Here is a 15,262-nt window from a genome sequence, read left to right as displayed (position 1 = left end):
TATCTCCTCACTCGATAATGTCGCCGCGCAGCATGAAGCGCGCATAGGCCACGGTGGAGACGAACCCGGTCATCGCGATGATCATCGACGCCTCGAAATAGACCGCCGTGCCCTCGATGATCCCGTAGAGCACCAGCAACGCGATGGCATTGACCACCATCGTATCAAGCGCCAGCACCCGGTCGGTGACGCCGTGGGCAAAGATCACCCGCCACATGGTCAGCAGGAACGCCAATGAATAGCAGGCCGTCGCGAAATAGAGCGCATAGGTCAGGATCATTCGAAAATCTCCTTCAGCCGGGCCTCGTAACGGGTCTTGATCTCGTCCCGGATGGCATCGGTGTCCGGCGCGTCAAGGCAATGCACCAGCAACGCGCGGCCATCGGCGGACATCTCGGCGGTGACGGTGCCGGGGGTCATGGTGATGGTGCCCGCCAGCACGGTGATCGCCTCGGGCGAGCGCAGATCGAGCGGGATGGTGACCCATGCCGGATGCATCTGCGCGTTGCTCTTGAAGAGGATGATCTTTGCCACCGTGATATTGGCCATCACGATGTCATAGAGCACGATCCCGATATACCCCAAGATCGCCATCGGATTGCGCATGCCCGCGCGGTTCGGCCAGTAGGGCGCGGTCAGCCACGGGATCACGGTGCCAAGGATGAGGCCAAACACCACAGACCCGGCGGCAAAGCCATTGACCAGCATCAACCAGACCAGTGCCAGCAGCACGGTCAGCCACGGATGGGGAAACAGACGGCGCAGCATCAGTGATCGCCTCCCTTGCCGGTGCCCGAGGCGGGATCATAGATGACCGCCGGCTGCGGATCGACCGCGGTGATGTAAAGCTCGGGCGCGTAAAGCTGATCCGCCGTGCCCTGCAGATAGACGGTAAGCGGCCCCGACAGCGCCGTGACCAGCGCAATCGCCCCAAGGAAGCCAAAGCAGACGGTCGCCGGCAGGCCGATCGGCGCGGCGATGGTGCGCGCGGTATCGGGCGCCTCATCACGCGGCTCATCATCGGTTTTCCAGAACACGGTCGTCCCCGCACGGCCAAAGCCCACGATGGCGATGAGCGAGGTCACGAGGATCACAGCCCAAATCCACGGCCAGGCCGCTTCGCCGCGCACGGCATCCATCACAAGGATCTTGCCCAGAAAGCCCGACAGCGGCGGCATCCCGGCCATCGTGATCGCCGCAGCAAAGAACAGCGCCGAAATCAGCCCCGCTTGCGCGATGGGCCGGGCGCGGGTGACAAGATCTTCGTCGGTGCCGCGACGCTCGCGCACCAGATCTACGACAAGGAACAGCAGCGCGCTGCCCAGCACCGAATGGATCATGTAGTAAAGCGCGGCAGCCGTCGCTTCGGGGGTGAAGGGCGCAATGGCGATCATCAACGTGCCCATCGAGCCGATGGAGGCAAACGCCGCCAACCGACCCAGCCGGTTGGCGCCCAGAATACCGATCATGCCCGCAGCCAGCGTCACCAGCGCGGCAGGCATCAGCCATGTGCCCGCGATATCGGCAGTGATCTCAACCTCCGGCCCGAAGACCAGCGTATAGAGCCGCAGGATCGCATAGGCGCCGACCTTGGTCATGATCGCGAACAGGGCCGCAACGGGGGCCGGAGCCTTGGCATAGGTTTCGGGCAGCCAGAAATGCAGCGGCAGCACCGCGCCCTTGATCGCAAAGACCAGCAGCATCAGCGCCGCGCCGACCCGCAGAAGCGAGGTATCCTCAGCCGGAAGCTGCGCCACTCGCTCGGCCAGATCGGCCATGTTGAGCGTGCCGGTAACGGCGTAGATGGTCCCCAGCGCGAACAGAAACAGCGTCGATCCCAGCAGGTTATAGACGACATATTGCACGCCCGCGCGGATACGCCGCCGCCCGCCGCCGTGGATCATCAGACCGTAGGAAGCGATCAGCAGGATCTCGAAGAACACGAACAGGTTAAAGGCATCGCCGGTCAGGAACGCGCCGCAAATGCCCATCAACTGAAACTGGAACAGCGCGTGGAAATGCCAGCCGCGCCCGTCCCAGCCCGACCCGATGGCGTAAAGCTGCACGCCAAGCGCCAGCACCGCCGTCAGCGCCAGCATCAGCGCCGACAGCCGGTCGAGCACCAGCACGATCCCAAAGGGCGCATCCCAATCGCCAAGGCGATAGACCGTGATGTCACCGCTGCTGGCCTGCCACAGCAGCCCCAGCGTGATCGCCAGCAGCGCCAGCGTGCCCGCGGTCGAAAACACCCGCTGCAGGACAAGGTGATGGCGCAGGGCCAGCACCGTTACCGCGCCCAGCACGGCGGGAAGAATAATCGGCAGAATGATCCAATGCATCAGCGCGCGCCCTCCGGGCTGGGCACCGCGCCGGGTGCGGTGGGGTCTGCGCCCTCGCTTGCGCCGGGGTCATCCAACGCGGGGGCGTCGGGGCGGGATTTCGGCTCTGGCGGGCTGTCGCGCCCGTCTTCTGGGGTCATGTCGATATGGTCGTTCTTCGAGGACAGGAACGCGCCGAGCGCCATCATCACCACGACGGCCGTCATCCCGAAGGAAATCACGATGGCCGTCAGCACCAGCGCCTGCGGCAGCGGATCGGTATAGGCGGTGGCGCTGTCGCTCAGCAGCGGCGGCTGGTTGATGACCAGACGGCCCGAGGCGAACAGGAACACGTTGACCGAATAGGACAGCAGCGACACCCCGAGGATGACGGGAAATGTGCGCTGGCGCATGACCAGATAGATCCCCGCCGCGGCGAGAAAGCCGACGGCGCTGGCAATCAGAAGCTCCATCAGCGTGCCTCCTCGGGGGTGGTGCCGGTTGCGGCGGCAAGGTCGCGTTCGGGGTTGATGTCCATCGGATGCGGGTTGACCGCAGCGCCCGAGCGACGCGCCAGACGCGACAGGCTTTCGAGCGCCAGCATCACCGCGCCGACGACGGCGAGGAACACGCCCAGATCGAAGCCCATGGCGGTGGCCAGTTCGAATTCCTCCAGCGGCGGAATGCGGAAATAGCCGAAGGCGGAGGTCAGGAACGGCTTGCCCGCCAGCCACGCCCCCGCCCCGGTGATCGCCGCGACGATGATCCCCAGCGCGATGATGACATGATAGGGATAGCGCCGCCGCGCCGTGGCCCAGGCATAGCCCGACGCCATGTATTGCATGACCAGCGCGATGGCGACGACCAGACCGGCGATGAAGCCGCCGCCCGGCTCGTTATGGCCGCGGAGGAAGATATAGACCCCGACCATCAGCGCGATCGGCATCATCACCCGCGTCGCCACCACCATCATCAGCGGATGGCGGTCGCCCGCGCGGCGCTGATCGGGCACCCAATTGGCCAGCCAACGACCGCCGCGCCCGTCGAGCACGCTTTCGGTCAGCGCAAAGATCACCAGTGCAGCAATGCCCAGCACCGTGATCTCGCCAAACGTATCAAAGCCCCGGAAATCGACGAGGATCACGTTGACGACATTGGTGCCGCCGCCGCCCTTGTAGGAGTTTTCGAGGAAATACCCGGCGATCGAGGTCATGGCGAAATCGCGCATCAGAATCGCGTAGGTCAGCCCGGCGATGGCGACACCGCCCACGGCGGCGACCAGACCGTCACGGACGCGGCGGCTCATCGTGCTTTCGACCGGGGTGCGATTGGGCAGGAAGTTCAGCGCCAGCAGCATCAGGATGATGGTCACCACCTCGACCGAAATCTGGGTCAGCGCCAGATCGGGGGCCGAGAGATAGGCGAACGAGATCGACACCACGAGCCCGATCACCCCCATCAGCACGAGCGCCAGCAGGCGGTTGCGGTGGAAAGCGATGATGCAGCCGGTGGCAACCATCAGCAGCGCCCAGCCGGTCACGGCCACGGGCGTTGCAGGCAGCCCGGTGCGCGTCGCAGTGCCGGCATCGCCGCCGAACCACGCCGCCGCGCCTGCCGCCATGACCGCCGCGCCGCCGATCCACGCGTAGCGGGTCAGCGAGCCGTCATGCAGCCCATCCGTCACCCAGCGCGCGGCCTGCGCACATTTCAGCACCGCCAGATCGAAGGCGGGCTTTGCCTCGGGGCGGGGCATGGCCAGCCAGCCGCGGTTCAGCGGACGATGCAGGGCCAGCGCGATGGCACCCCCGGCGACCGCGATGGCGGACATGAACAGCGCGGGCGTGACACCGTGCCAGAGCTTGAGATGGAAATCGGGCAGCGTGCCTGCCTCCCCGATCACGGCACCGGCCACGACCTTGACCAGCGGCTCCACCACAAACGGCGCAACACCGATCACGACGACGAGAAGCGCAAGGAACGCAGGCGCCAGCCACATGCCGGTGCCGGGATCATGCGGCTTGGACGGGTAATCGTCGCGCTGCGGCCCAAGGAACGTGTGCACGATGTAGCGGAACGAATAGGCCACCGAGAACACCGCGCCCAGCGTCGCCAGAACCGGCACGACCCAAGGCGAGCCCGCCCAATAGGTGTGCGACGCCTCCTCCAGCATCATTTCCTTCGACAGGAAGCCATTGAACAGCGGGATACCCGCCATCGACAGCCCCGCGACCACAGCGATGAGGAAGGTCACGGGCATCAGACGGCGCAACCCGCCCAGACGCTTGATATCGCGGGTATGGGCCTCGTGATCGACGATCCCGGCGGTCATGAAGAGCGCGGCCTTGAACGTCGCGTGGTTGATGATGTGGAACACCGCTGCCACCGCCGCGATCGGCGTGCCGAAGCCCAGCAGCATGGTGATCAGGCCCAGATGGCTGACGGTGGAAAACGCCAGCAGCGCCTTCAGATCGTCCTTGAACAGCGCGATCACCGCGCCCAGCACCATCGTGATAAGGCCAAAGCTGGTGACGAGGTAGAACCATTCCGGCGTGCCCGCCAGAACCGGCCACAGCCGCGCCATCAAGAACAGCCCGGCTTTCACCATCGTGGCGGAGTGCAGATAGGCCGACACAGGCGTCGGCGCGGCCATCGCGTGCGGCAGCCAGAAATGGAACGGGAACTGCGCCGATTTCGTGAACGCCCCGATCAGGATCAGCGCCAGCGCGGGCAGGTAGTAGGGCGAAGCCTGAATGGCATCGCGGCTTTGCAGGATGTCGGACAGATCGTAGCTGCCCGCGATATTGCCGAGGATCAGCATCCCCGCGATCATCGCCAACCCGCCGGAGCCGGTCACCGTCAGCGCCATGCGCGCGCCTTGGCGGCCTTCGGGCAGGTGCTTCCAATAGCCGATCAGCAGGAAGGAGGACAGCGAGGTCAGCTCCCAGAAAATCAGCAAAAGCAGGATGTTGTCGGACAGGACGATGCCCACCATCGCGCCTTGGAACAGCAGCAGATAGGTGTAGAACTGGCCCATCGGATCCTGCCGCGACAGGTAGAACCGCGCATAAAGGATGATGAGCAGCCCAATCCCGAGGATCATCAGCGCAAACAGCAGGCCCAGACCGTCCAGCATGAAATCGGCGTTGAGCCCGATCTGCGGCAGCCAGTTCAGCTGCGTGCGGATGACCTCTCCGCGCATGACGGCGGGGGCGTGGACCAATAGCCCCACCAGCGCCGCGATTGTGGCCGAGGCGGTGGCCCAGGCACAGGCATTGCGTCCAGCACGGATCATCAGACCCGGCAACAGGGCGCCGAGGAATGGCAGCGCGGCGATCAGATAAAGGGGCACTTGGATCAGCTCTCTTCCGACGTCGTTCCGCAAGGGGATTATTCTGCGGGGGGCTGAGGATCAACCCGATTGACCCCGCGCAAGCTAGGTTTGTTGCGCAGGGATGTCGCGGGTGTTCGGCGGGGCGCAGCGATTGCGCCTGTCCGTTTGCATTAACGGGTCAGGCCCGGCGCGGATCGGAGGCGGGATGCCCCACATCCCGCCCCGCAGTCTGGTCGCCGTCAGGGTCGGCGGACACATCGGCGGTCGTCCGGGGCGCGTCAGGGTCCGGGTGCCGCGCCGACATCGCCTCGATCTCCTGCCTATGCTCCTGCATTCGCAGGAAAACCCGGTAGTCGATTTCCCGCGCCGCTTGCGACCGGGGGTCGGGGCGGAAGTCCCTGCGCGGGCCTGCCATCTGGGCTGCGGCCTCGCTCAGACCGGCCTGCCAGCCTGCGGCACGGGCCGCCATGATGGCCCCGCCCAGCAACACGATGTCGCGGTCATCGCTGACGCTGACCCGGCAGCCGGTGGCATCGGCGTAGAGCTGCGGCAGGAGGTCGCTCCTTGTGTGGCCCCCGGCGAGCGCGATATGATCGATGCGCAGACCGGCGGTGCTCAGATGGTCGATGATCTGCCGCGTTCCCAGCGCGATCGACACGGCCGCGCGCCAGTAGATCCGGCACAGCGCGTCAAAGCCTTCGTTGCCCGACAGGCCGGAGATCACGCATTGCGCGCCATAGGTGGCCCACGGCGTGCGGTTGCCCAGCAGATCGGGCAGGATGTGGACGCCTGCGGCGAAATCCTGTTCCGGGCCGCTCTCGCCACCCGCCTCTGCCCGCAGGGTGGCGATGCGGTTGACGATCCGGTCGTGGGCAGCGCGGCTGGGGCGCGCGCCTGCGCCGCTCCAGCGGATGACCTGATCCAGTAGCGAGCCGGTGGCGCTTTGCCCCCCTTCGACGGTCCAGAAGCCAGGCAGCACCGCATCGCGAAACGGCCCCCAAACGCCGGGGGCCCGCACGGGCCGGTCGCTCAACGCCATCAGACAGCTGGAGGTGCCCCCGATCAGCGCGACGGTGCGGGCCGGATCGCTGCCCGCCAAGGCCCCCAGCGCACCTGCATAGGCATCGACGGCGCCGGTGGCGACCGGGATGCCCGCGCGCAGGCCCAGTTCGGCAGCGGCCACGCGGGTCAGCGTCCCGGCAGGCGTGCCGGGCGGATGGCCCTGCTCCGGCAGCGCGGCACGGCGGCGCAGATCGTCCAGCCCGACGGCATTCAGGAAATCATCAGCCCATTCGGACCCGGGGCGGTGCGGCAGGTAGGTCCATTTCGCGCTTAGCGCGCTTTCGGACCGGATTTCGGTGCCAGTGGCGCGCCATGCCAGAAAATCTACCAAATCCATCGCCCGGCCCAGACGGGACCACAGATCGGGCCGATGCCGTTTCAGCCACATCAGCTTGGGGATCTGCATCTCCGGGGACATTGCCCCGCCCAGATGATCCAGCACCTCGTGCCCGGTCTGGGTGCAAAGGCCTGCCTCGGCGCGGGCGCGGTGATCGCACCACGAAATCGTGTCGAGTTGCGGCTCCGACAGGCCCAGCGGCAGGCCGGACCCGTCGCGCAGCACCAGCGAACACGTGGCGTCAAAGGCCAGAGCGCCGACCTGCGCGGTCTCTATGCTGGCGCTGTCACGGGCCTCCGCAATGGCGCGCCCAATGGCGGACCAGATCTGTTCAGAGCCATGTTCAGCATACAGGGGTTCGGGACGGGACATGCCAATCGGCGCAACGGCGCGAGCCACCATTGTTCCGTCAGGACGGAAAAAGCCCGCCCTCGCGCTTCCTGTGCCGACGTCGACAGCACAGACCAGCTCTGACATGCCAGCGTTCCCTGATCAGTTGACCGACGCGATTGTCGCGCCGAGTTCTCTCATATCGGTCACTATGGCGTCAGGGGCCAGTTTCGCAATGCGTGAATTCAACTTTGCCGGTATCGCATGGCCACCACCGACAAAGCCGATGACCCGCATTCCAGCCGCACGGGCGGCGGTGATGCCCGCGGCGCTGTCCTCGATCACCACGCAATCGCTGGGCGCGACGCCCATCTGTTCGGCGGCATGCAGGAACAGATCGGGCGCCGGTTTGCCGTTTTCGACCATGCTGGAGCTGAACACATGCGGGTCGAAAAACGGCAGCAGCCCGGTCACCGACAGCGACACGGCCAGCCGTTCGGGGACCGATGACGAGGCCACGCAGCAGGGCAGATCCAGATCGGTCAGCGCCTGCGCCACATGGGGAATGGGCTGCAATTCGTCGCGGAACCGGGTGTAGAGCCGACTGCGCACCTGTTTGAGATGCTCCTCGGTAAAATCGAGCCCACAGGCATGGAGCGAGGCGGTCACACTTGCCATCGACCGCCCCAGCCATTCGTCATAGGCGCGCTCTTGGCTCACCTCGACCCCAGCTTCGGCCACCACCTGCAACAGCACGTCGATCGAGATCGGCTCGCTATCGACGAGCACCCCATCGCAATCGAAGATGACCAAAGCAGGCTGCGCCATCTGTCAGCCGTTCACATAGCGGGTCAGCACCGCGACCACACCATCGGACCACAGCGCGTTGAGCGCGGTGGCGAAGGCCTCGGCAAAGCGCGGATCATGGCCTACGGCGCCATAGATGTCCTCCATCGCGAGCCACGCGGCGGGATCATCCTTGGCCGCGCGGGCGACGGGCTGAAGCCGCTCCCAATTGGGGTCGTTCGGCGCGATTTCCGCGCCGCTTTCCGTCTCGCCATAGCAATACCGGCACCAGAGCGCCGATTCGAGCGCAAGCCCCTCGACGCCCGCGCCAGCGGTCAGCCGGTCGGCAATCGTCGGGATGATGAATTTCGGCTGCCGGTTCGACCCGTCAAGGCAGAGCCTGCGCACCGTGTCGCCGATCTTGGGGTTGGCAAAGCGGCCCTCGATCAACTGGTAGTATTCGTTCAGATCGGTATCGGGCACCGGCGGCACGGTGGGAACGATCTCCTCCGCCTCGATCCGGGCGAGGAAGCCACGCACCAGCGGATGTTCCATCGCTTCGTGCACGAAATGAATGTCCAGCAGCCCCGCAGGATAGGCAATCACCGCGTGACCGCCATTGAGGATGCGAATTTTCATCAACTCATAGGGCGTGACATCGGGCACGAATTGCACACCGACTTCCTCCAGCGGCGGACGCCCGGCGGGGAAGTTATCCTCCAGCACCCATTGGGTGAAGGGTTCGCAATAGACGGGCCATGCATCATCGATGCCAAAGCTCGCCTTCACATCCGCGCGCTCCCGGTCGCCGGTGGCGGGGGTGATGCGGTCGACCATGCCATTGGGGAACGCGACATTGGCGCTGATCCATTCGCCAAGATCCGCGTCGATCTGACGGGCCAGCCCGGTGACGGCGGCGCGGGCGACCACACCGTTATGGGGGATGTTGTCGCAGGACATGACCGTGAAAGGCTGCACGCCCGCAGCGCGGCGGCGAGCCAGCGCGGCAACCAGCATCCCGAACACCGTCTTGGGGGCATCGGGGTTGGCGGCATCGGCCGCGATGGCCGGATGGGTCGGATCGAAATGGCCATCGCTGTCGAGGTAATAGCCGCCCTCGGTGATGGTCATCGACGCAATGCGGATATCCGCCTGAGACAGCCGGTCGACGATCGCCTCCGCATCGCCTGCGGGCAGGAAATCGATCATGCCGGCGGTGATGGTGGCGTGGGCGCCATCGGCGTCCTGCTCGACCACGGTGGTCAGGTAGTCCTGCGCGGCCAGCGTCTCGCGCATGGCCGCGTCGCCCGGCATCACGCCCGCGCCGATTAGCGCCCAGTCATGGCCCAGCCCGGCCCGAAACAGCCGGTCCAGATAGACCGCCTGATGCGCACGGTGGAAGTTGCCGACACCGATATGCACGATACCGGGCCGAAGCGCGGCGCGGTCGTAGCCCGGCACATCGGCGCGGTCGGCCAACGTGGCAAGCGTTTCGGCGGAGAGGCGGGTGGTCATTTCTGACATCCTATAGAATTCGAGCAGTAAAGATGCGCGACGCCGCGCCGCCGGGAGGGTCGGCGCGGCGAAGGGGGTCAGCGTAGTGCTAACCCTGTGGCGTCGAACCGGTGGATCTTGGCCGGATCGGGAGTGAGATAAACGGTTTCGCCCGGCTTCACCGCAAAGTCACCGATGGTGCGCACGATCATGTCGCCCTGCCCCGGCACGGCGATCCGCACGAAGGTGTCGGACCCCAGATGCTCGGCAAGACCCACGGTCCCCTGCCAAGTGCCTTCGGTTTTCGACAGGGTGATATGCTCGGGGCGGATGCCGATCGCATGGGCGTCGTAGCCGGTCGCGGGCTCCCCTTCGAGGAAGTTCATCTTAGGCGAGCCGATGAAGCCTGCGACGAACCGGTTGCGCGGACGCTCGTAGAGTTCCAGCGGCGAGCCGACCTGTTCGATCACACCGGCATGCAGCACGACGATCTTGTCGGCCATGGTCATGGCTTCGACCTGATCGTGGGTCACATAGACCATCGTGGTCGCAAGCTGCTGGTGCAGTTCGCTGATTTCGGCGCGCATGTTGACCCGCAGTGCGGCGTCGAGGTTCGACAGCGGCTCGTCAAAGAGGAATGCAGCCGGTTCGCGCACGATGGCACGGCCAATGGCGACGCGCTGGCGCTGACCGCCCGACAACTGGCCGGGCCGGTTGTCGAGGTAGTCGGTGAGGTTCAGAACCTCGGCGGCATTCGTCACCTTGCGGTCTATTTCGGCCTGATCGGTCTTCGCCATCTTCAGCGGGAACGCGATGTTCTTGCGCACCGACATATGGGGATAGAGCGCGTAGCTCTGGAACACCATTGCCAGACCGCGCTTGGCCGGGGGCAGGTCGGTGGCGGGCGTGCCGTCGATGACGATGTCGCCGGAGCTGACATCCTCCAGCCCCGCGATCAGGCGCAGCAGCGTGGACTTGCCGCAGCCCGAGGGGCCGACGAACACAACGAATTCGCCGTCATTGATTTCGAGATCCAGCGGCGGAATGACCTGCTTGTCGCCGAAGCTCTTGGTGATCTGGTTGAGCGTAATGCGTCCCATGGGTCGTTTCCTTATTTCACCGCGCCGAAGGTCAGGCCGCGGACGAGCTGTTTCTGGCTGAACCAGCCGAGGATCATGATCGGCGCAATGGCCATCGTGGAGGCCGCCGACAGCTTGGCGTAGAACAGGCCTTCGGGGCTGGAATAGCTGGCGATGAAGGCGGTGAGCGGTGCCGCCTTGGCAGCGGTCAGGTTGAGGGTCCAGAACGCCTCGTTCCAGGCGAGGATGATGTTGAGCAGCAGGGTCGAGGCGATCCCCGGCACGGCCATCGGCGTCAGCACATAGATGATCTCATCGCGCAGGCTGGCCCCGTCCATCCGGCTAGCTTCCAGAATCTCACCCGGAATTTCGCGGAAGTAGGTGTAGAGCATCCAGACGATGATCGGCAGGTTGATCAGCATCAGCACGATGGTCAGGCCGATCTTGGTATCCAGCAGCCCCAGATCGCGGAACAGCAGGTAGATCGGGATCAGCACGCCGACGGGCGGCAGCATCTTGGTCGAGAGCATCCACATCAGGACGTCCTTGGTCCGCTTGCCGGGTACGAAGGCCATGGCCCATGCGGCGGGCACCGCGATGATTAGACCCAGAACGGTGGAGCCGATGGAGATGACGACCGAGTTCCAGAAATGCCGGAAGTAGTTCGAGCGCTCCTGAACGGTGGTGTAGTTCTCCATCGTCCAGTCAAAGAACAGGAACACCGGCGGATCGGCGATCGCGGTCGCCTCAGTCTTGAAGCTCGTCAGAAAGATCCAGAGGATCGGGAAGAAGAGCAGGATACCGATCGTCCACGCCACGGCGGTGACGATCAGCTTGCGGGATGTGGAAACCTTACGGGCCATGATGTCCTCACGCGTCCAGGTTCTTGCCGATCATCCGCATCAGGAAGATCGCAACAATGTTGGCCAGGATGATGGCGATGACCCCACCTGCGGCACCAGCGCCGACGTCGAACTGCAGCAGAGACTGCACATAGACGAGGTAGGTCAGGTTGGTCGAGGCATAGCCCGGACCGCCATTGGTGGTGACGAGGATCTCGGCGAAGACCGACAGAAGGAAGATCGTCTCGATCAAGATCACCACGGTTGCGGCGCGCGACAGGTGCGGCACCACGATGTAGAAGAAGCGGGCAAAGGCCCCGGCACCGTCCATTTCGGCGGCTTCGATCTGTTCCTGATCGAGCGACTGCAACGCGGTCAGCAGGATCAGCGCGGCAAAGGGCAGCCACATCCACGCCACCATGAAGATGATCGAGGCGAGCGGCGCATTGCCGAGGAAGTCATAAGGCGCAAAGCCCAGTGCCTTGAACAGATGCGCGAAAAGACCGTTCACCGGGTTCATGAACATGTTCTTCCAGACCAGCGCGGACACGGTCGGCATGACAAGGAACGGCGCGATGGTCAGGATGCGCACGATCCCCTGACCGAACATCGGCTGATCGAGCAGCAGCGCCAGCAGCGTCCCGCCCACGACGGTAATCAGCAGCACGCCCAGAACCAGAACCAGCGTATTGACGATGGCGGCTTTGAACGCCGGATCATCGAAGAAATACACATAGTTGTCGAAGCCGATCCACTCCTCCATCCCTGGCATCAGCAGGTTGTAACGGAGGAAGGAGAAATAGAGTGTCATCGCCAGCGGCACGATCATCCAAGCAAGCAGCAGGAGAACGGCGGGCGAGATCATGATCCGGGCGGCGGTGCGCGAGTGATCGGTGGCCATGACATGCCTCTCGATTAGGTCGGGAACGGTAAGGGCGGCGGGGCACGCACAGCGGCGGCGGGTATGAGTTGCGCAAGTGAACTGCGCGGATCGTCTATGCAGGAGACCGGCGCGTCCAGCAAAAGCGACGGAGCGGTGGCCTGCGATCCGAACACGCCCCGGGCGGGCAGTGGCACGGAGGACGAGGTCGGGTCGGAAACGGCGGTAGGATAGAAGCGGTCGTCAGGGGAAACCTTGCGGAAGTCCGAGGCCGGCAGAAAGGGACAAACCGGCCTCGGTAAGGTGGAGCGATTACTTGATGTAGCCGCCCTTCTTCATTTCGCGCTCGGTCAGTGCCTGAGCGTTCTGAAGCGCCTGCTCCGCGGTCACCTGCCCGGCCAGTGCGGCAGCGAACTGCTGACCCACTGCGGTGCCGATGCCCTGGAATTCAGGGATCGCGACGAACTGAACACCGGTGTAGGGCACTTCGTCGACCGCCGGGTTGGTCGGGTCGGCCGCTTCGATGCTCTGCAGGGTCATCTCGGCGAACGGAGCCGCGTCGATGTAGTCCTGGTTCTCATAGAGCGACTTGCGCGTGCCCGGAGGAACGTTGGCCCAGCCTTCGTTCTCGGCGACGAGAGCGGTGTACTCCTTGGAGGTTGCCCAAGCGATGAACTTCTTCGCGGACTCTTCCTTCTCGGAGCCTGCGGGGATCGCGAGGTTCCAAGCCCAGAGCCAGTTGCCGCGCTTGCCCAGACCCGCATCGGGGGCCAGTGCAAAGCCGACCTGATCGGCGACGGTGCTGTCGTTGGGGTTGGTCACGAAGGACGCAGCCACGGTGGCGTCGATCCACATGCCGCACTTGCCCGACTGGAACAGAGCGAGGTTCTCGTTGAACCCGTTCGAGGACGCGCCCGGAGGCCCGTAGCTGTTCATCAGGTCAAGATAGGTGGTGAGGGTCGTCTTCCACTCTTCGGTGTTGAACTGCGGGTTCCAGTCCATGTCGAACCAGCGCGCGCCCATCGAGTTGGCCATCGCGGAGAGGAACGCCATGTTCTCACCCCAGCCGGCCTTGCCGCGCAGGCAGATGCCGTAGATCTCTTTTTCTTCGTCGGTCATGGCCTCGGCGGCCTGAGCGATGAATTCCCAGGTGGGAGCGTCCGGCATTTCCAGACCGGCTTCTTCCATCAGGTCTTTGCGATACATGACCATCGAGCTTTCGCCGTAGAACGGCGCAGCATAGAGCTTGTCTTCATAGGTCAGACCGCCGCGGATCGCGGGCAGCAGGTCGTCGACATCGTAGTCTTCGCCCATGTCGTCCAGCGCGACGAGCCAGCCCTGAGCCGCCCAGATCGGTGCCTCGTAGGTGCCGATCGTCATGACGTCATACTGACCGCCCTTCGTGGCGATATCGGTGGTGACACGCTGGCGCAGCACGTTCTCTTCGAGCGTGACCCATTCCAGTTCGATGTCGGGATTCGCTTCGGTGAACGACTGGGTCAGACCCTGCATGCGGATCATGTCGCCGTTGTTCACGGTTGCGATGGTAATGGTTTCGGCCGAAGCGGCGCTCGCGAAAACGGCGGCGATCGCACTAACGGCGCAGGCCCCGGTGAGGGGGCGTCGGATGCTCTTCATGGTGTCCTCCCTGTGGCTATTGAGCAAATGCCAAGCACACGAGCATTTATTCATTTTGCGGGGCGACTTGTCAACGGAATCGTTACAAAACCGCCCGAAATTCGGACGGTTTCTCAGCAAATCATAGGATTTCAGTTACTTGAGAAGCATCCGTCCGGTCACTTCATCCGTGATCAGGCCGTTGAGAATGCCGCCCTTGATGGCCGCGCGGACGCCCGGAACCTTCGATGCGCCCATTGCGGTGCCGATCACCAGCGCCTCATCGGCGAACCGCAACGGGGCTGCGGCGACACGCGCATTGCTGCCCTCGGTCAGCACCCGGCCTTCGGCGTCGAACACCCAGCCGATGATCTCCCCCACCGCGCCGTGGCGGCGGTTCAGGTCCAGATCCTCGGCGGTGATGAACCCGTCCATGTAAAGCGGCGCGTCTTCGGACATCTGGCCAACCCCGACAAAGGCGACATCGGCCTCGATCACCAGATCCAGCGCCCGGCGGATCATCGGCTGTTCGCGCAGCGCGGCGCATTCCTCGGCGCTGTTGGCGACCACCGGCATGGGCAGCGGGAAGGTCGTGGCGTTCACGCGCTCCCCCAAAGAAAACAGCACGTTGTAGAATGCCGTCGCACCAGAGGGCGCGATATTGCCGGTCAGCGACACGATTCGGTGCTGCGGACAATCGATCTGCGGCAATTGCTGCACTGCCGCTTTCAGCGTGCGCCCGGTGCCAAGCGCCAGAACCACCGGCTCCTCTCGGCTCAACCAATGCTCGATGGCGTCGGCGGTGGCGTCGGCCACCCCCAGAACGGATGAACCCGAGGCCGGATCGCTGGGCACCACGTTGCAAAACCGCAGGCCGTAGCGGTCCGTCAGATCCTGCGCGATGCTGAGGCAATTGGAAATCGGATGGTCGATGCGCACGCGAATCAGTCCCGCCGACTGCGCCTGACTGATGAGCCGCTGCGCCTTCTGCCGGGAGACCCCCAGCTTGGCCGCGATTTCATCTTGGGTATTGCCCGCGACGTAGGACAGCCATGCCGCCCGTGCCGCGTCATCGAGGCCCCGCTCTCGTCCTGCCATTCCGCTCCTCGCAACTGCGCGCCGATCACAGCGTCGTGTAAGGGAAATGTGACGGAAGGTCAGGCTAAAATCCAGACATGGCAGGATT

13 protein-coding genes are annotated in these 15,262 nt (G+C 64.5%); all 13 read right to left on the bottom strand.

Annotated elements, in window-relative coordinates; all coding sequences use genetic code 11:
- Positions 1–7 precede the first annotated feature (7 nt).
- The 13 genes from CBW24_RS04140 to CBW24_RS04080 all read right to left on the bottom strand — a co-directional run bounded on the left by CBW24_RS04140 (position 8) and on the right by CBW24_RS04080 (position 15,174).
- Positions 8–277: a K+/H+ antiporter subunit F gene (locus CBW24_RS04140; protein ID WP_088663467.1), complete on the bottom strand. Its 270-nt coding sequence runs from the start codon at positions 275–277 to the stop codon at positions 8–10.
- Entirely contained in the window at positions 277–768 is a 492-nt protein-coding gene (locus tag CBW24_RS04135) for a Na+/H+ antiporter subunit E (protein WP_088663294.1), read from the bottom strand. The genes CBW24_RS04140 and CBW24_RS04135 overlap by 1 nt, the downstream gene beginning before the upstream one ends.
- Positions 768–2,342, bottom strand: a complete 1,575-nt coding sequence (locus CBW24_RS04130) for a monovalent cation/H+ antiporter subunit D (RefSeq protein WP_097372766.1) — start codon at positions 2,340–2,342, stop codon at positions 768–770. Before CBW24_RS04130 ends, CBW24_RS04135 begins: the two co-directional genes overlap by 1 nt.
- Positions 2,339–2,791 (bottom strand): Na+/H+ antiporter subunit C, encoded by a 453-nt coding sequence (locus tag CBW24_RS04125; RefSeq protein WP_097372765.1) that lies wholly within the window; start codon positions 2,789–2,791, stop codon positions 2,339–2,341. Before CBW24_RS04125 ends, CBW24_RS04130 begins: the two co-directional genes overlap by 4 nt.
- Positions 2,791–5,667 carry a monovalent cation/H+ antiporter subunit A gene (locus CBW24_RS04120; protein ID WP_097372764.1) on the bottom strand — a complete coding sequence of 959 codons (2,877 nt, stop codon included), beginning with the start codon at positions 5,665–5,667 and terminating at the stop codon, positions 2,791–2,793. The genes CBW24_RS04125 and CBW24_RS04120 overlap by 1 nt, the downstream gene beginning before the upstream one ends.
- A gap of 160 nt (positions 5,668–5,827) precedes the next feature.
- The gene (locus tag CBW24_RS04115) at positions 5,828–7,525 is read right to left on the bottom strand and encodes an FGGY family pentulose kinase (RefSeq protein WP_097372763.1); all 1,698 of its coding nucleotides are present in this window, start codon (positions 7,523–7,525) and stop codon (positions 5,828–5,830) included.
- Positions 7,526–7,540: 15 nt separating this feature from the next.
- On the bottom strand, positions 7,541–8,206 hold the full coding sequence (locus CBW24_RS04110) for an HAD family hydrolase (protein WP_097372762.1): 666 nt from the start codon (positions 8,204–8,206) through the stop codon (positions 7,541–7,543).
- Between the two features lie 3 nt (positions 8,207–8,209).
- Positions 8,210–9,679, bottom strand: a complete 1,470-nt coding sequence (locus CBW24_RS04105) for a mannitol dehydrogenase family protein (protein WP_097372761.1) — start codon at positions 9,677–9,679, stop codon at positions 8,210–8,212.
- Between the two features lie 77 nt (positions 9,680–9,756).
- Positions 9,757–10,758, bottom strand: a complete 1,002-nt coding sequence (locus CBW24_RS04100; protein ID WP_088663301.1) for an ABC transporter ATP-binding protein — start codon at positions 10,756–10,758, stop codon at positions 9,757–9,759.
- A gap of 11 nt (positions 10,759–10,769) precedes the next feature.
- Positions 10,770–11,600, bottom strand: coding sequence for a carbohydrate ABC transporter permease (locus CBW24_RS04095; RefSeq protein ID WP_088663302.1), 831 nt, complete (start codon positions 11,598–11,600; stop codon positions 10,770–10,772).
- 7 nt (positions 11,601–11,607) lie between these two features.
- Complete coding sequence (locus CBW24_RS04090) at positions 11,608–12,480, bottom strand: carbohydrate ABC transporter permease (RefSeq protein WP_088663303.1); 873 nt, start codon at positions 12,478–12,480, stop codon at positions 11,608–11,610.
- A 291-nt stretch (positions 12,481–12,771) separates the two neighbouring features.
- Positions 12,772–14,097 (bottom strand): ABC transporter substrate-binding protein, encoded by a 1,326-nt coding sequence (locus CBW24_RS04085; RefSeq protein WP_088663304.1) that lies wholly within the window; start codon positions 14,095–14,097, stop codon positions 12,772–12,774.
- A gap of 135 nt (positions 14,098–14,232) precedes the next feature.
- Positions 14,233–15,174, bottom strand: a complete 942-nt coding sequence (locus CBW24_RS04080; RefSeq protein ID WP_097372760.1) for a sugar-binding transcriptional regulator — start codon at positions 15,172–15,174, stop codon at positions 14,233–14,235.
- Positions 15,175–15,262 lie beyond the last annotated feature (88 nt).

The organism is Pacificitalea manganoxidans (assembly GCF_002504165.1).
GTDB lineage: Bacteria > Pseudomonadota > Alphaproteobacteria > Rhodobacterales > Rhodobacteraceae > Pacificitalea > Pacificitalea manganoxidans.
Note: the sequence above shows the minus strand (reverse complement) of the source record. Positions and strands in the feature narration are given on the sequence as shown.

Excerpts from the sequence above, each read along its gene's own strand:
- CBW24_RS04110 (WP_097372762.1), bottom strand. The coding sequence starts at position 8,206 with ATGGCGCAGCCTGCTTTGGTCATCTTCGATTGCGATGGGGTGCTCGTC.
- CBW24_RS04135 (WP_088663294.1), bottom strand. The coding sequence starts at position 768 with ATGCTGCGCCGTCTGTTTCCCCATCCGTGGCTGACCGTGCTGCTGGCA.
- CBW24_RS04085 (WP_088663304.1), bottom strand. The coding sequence starts at position 14,097 with ATGAAGAGCATCCGACGCCCCCTCACCGGGGCCTGCGCCGTTAGTGCG.
- CBW24_RS04080 (WP_097372760.1), bottom strand. The coding sequence starts at position 15,174 with ATGGCAGGACGAGAGCGGGGCCTCGATGACGCGGCACGGGCGGCATGG.
- CBW24_RS04105 (WP_097372761.1), bottom strand. The coding sequence starts at position 9,679 with ATGACCACCCGCCTCTCCGCCGAAACGCTTGCCACGTTGGCCGACCGC.
- CBW24_RS04095 (WP_088663302.1), bottom strand. The coding sequence starts at position 11,600 with ATGGCCCGTAAGGTTTCCACATCCCGCAAGCTGATCGTCACCGCCGTG.
- CBW24_RS04125 (WP_097372765.1), bottom strand. The coding sequence starts at position 2,791 with ATGGAGCTTCTGATTGCCAGCGCCGTCGGCTTTCTCGCCGCGGCGGGG.
- CBW24_RS04090 (WP_088663303.1), bottom strand. The coding sequence starts at position 12,480 with ATGGCCACCGATCACTCGCGCACCGCCGCCCGGATCATGATCTCGCCC.
- CBW24_RS04100 (WP_088663301.1), bottom strand. The coding sequence starts at position 10,758 with ATGGGACGCATTACGCTCAACCAGATCACCAAGAGCTTCGGCGACAAG.
- CBW24_RS04115 (WP_097372763.1), bottom strand. The coding sequence starts at position 7,525 with ATGTCAGAGCTGGTCTGTGCTGTCGACGTCGGCACAGGAAGCGCGAGG.